General features: G+C 61.9%; 1 protein-coding gene. It reads left to right on the top strand.

Features of this window, described 5'->3' with window-relative positions:
• Nucleotides 1–265 precede the first annotated feature (265 nt).
• Nucleotides 266–2023, top strand: a 1758-nt coding sequence (locus tag BRAO375_RS27500; RefSeq protein ID WP_175345373.1) for an autotransporter-associated beta strand repeat-containing protein, incomplete at its 3' end; no start/stop codon positions are given.

Consider the following 2023-nt stretch of genomic DNA (forward strand, 5'->3'; position numbering starts at 1 on the left):
AGCGGCAACACCGTAGTCCGGATGGCGGGTAGCGCCATCCGGACTACACCAGTCAGCACATACCTTAGTCCAGATCTTCTCCGATTCTGATTAGTTTTTCTGCGCGCCCATGGCCGCGTCCTTTTGATCACCGAACAGCGTGATGCAGAAAACCCACAACCGCGTCATTTGCAACTGAACTCGGTCGTTCGCCGGACGTCGACCAGCACGGCCCAGCTCTACCCTTGCAGATGCGGTTCATCGCTCCACCACAAAGGAATTTGTAATGTTACTGCGTACCCGAAAAGCCTCTATCGAGGCCCGCCATCGTGAGGCCAACTCCTGCAAGCGCGTTTCACGTCTGCGTCTCGCACTGCTCGCAACATCGGCGCTGGCCACTGCTGCTTCGATGACGGCCGCGCGCGCGGCCGACGCGACCTGGCTGGCCAATCCAGCTAGCGGCGATTTCAACAATGGCTTGAATTGGAGCGGCGGCGCGACGCCGGATGGCCAAGCGACGTTCGGCGTCAGTAGCCAGAAGAATATCGGCTTTTCGCGAGCGACCTTCGTCGGCGGCATCGCAGTGACGGGAGGCGACTATGCGTTCGCGAACGACAAGCTGGCTGTCACCCTCAGCGGTGCCGGACTCTCCGTCGTCAGCGGTGCGACCCTGCAATTCAACAACAGCTTCCTCCTGTCGTTCACCGGCGCGAGTACCGCCGGCACCGCTTCGATCTCCAATGCCAAGGACAGCATTCTCGCGTTCAGCAACACCAGCAACGCGGGCAACGCAGCAATCCTCGGCCTCGCAGGCTCCAGGCTGCTGTTCAAGGACAGCAGTTCGGCCAGCCAGTCGGTGCTCGCTAACCTTGGAAGCCTCGTCTTTTCGGGCGGCAGCACTGCCGATCGTGCGGCAATCGGCAATCTTGGAGTGGTGCAGTTTCAAGGAACGAGCAATGCAGGGCAGGCACAAATCGGCAACGGCCTCAACACATTCTTCGAAGACGATAGTTCGGCCAGCCGGGCCGTGATCAGAAATGAAGTCGGCGCGGGCCTTGCCTTCAACAAGCGCAGTACCGCGGCAAACGCAACGATCACCAACCATGGGGAGGTCGGCTTCTCCGATGCGAGTACGGCGGCGGCTGCAACCATTACGTCCGACGGGTTTGTGTTCATTCAAGGCAGTGCGAGCGGTGGCACCGCGCGCCTCGTCATGACGGAGGGTCCCAGGAGCGCTCTCGATATCAGCGGCCTGACAACCGGGGGCACGACGATCGGCTCAATCGAAGGCAGCGGCGCCGTTTCCCTCGGCAGCAAAAATCTCGCGATCGGCGGCAACAATCTATCGACGAGCTTTGCGGGCGCTTTTCAGGACGGAGGAAAGTTCGTCGGCGCCGGCATCGGCGGCTCCCTGACCAAAGAGGGCACGGGCGCGCTCACGCTGACCGGCATCAACACCTATACCGGCCAGACTAGGCTTAAGGGCGGCATGCTCGTCGTCGACGGTTCGATCGCGAGTTCCAGCGACGTGTTGGTGGATGCGGGCAGCACGCTGGCCGGCACCGGCACAGTGTCCTCGACGAACGTCTTCGACGGCGGCACGCTGATTGCGGGTCACAGCGCGACGCCGTTCGGCACGCTCAAAGTCCGGGGGGACCTCGGCTTAGGACAAGGCGCCACGTATTCGGTGCAGGTTTCGCCGGATGCTGCCGGCTCAACCAGCGTCACGGGTACGGCGAGCCTTGGCGGCGCCAAAGTGGCAGCGAACTTCGCGCCTGGGACTTATATCACCCAACAGTACGGCATTCTCGATGCGAACAGCATCGTGGGAAGATTCGGCCAGTTGGTCTCCACCAATCTTCTCCCGATCTTCTCGGCGTCGCTGACCTACGACCCCAACCATGTCTTCCTGAAACTGAGCGCGAACGCGACGACTAACGGTGCCCGTAACGCGGGAAGCGGCGGCGGCTCCGGCCGTGACGGCGATCCGCTGCGCGGCTACAATGTCAACCAGCGCAATGTCATGGGCGGTCTTGCAAACGCC

Source organism: Bradyrhizobium sp. ORS 375 (assembly GCF_000239775.1).
Lineage (GTDB): Bacteria > Pseudomonadota > Alphaproteobacteria > Rhizobiales > Xanthobacteraceae > Bradyrhizobium.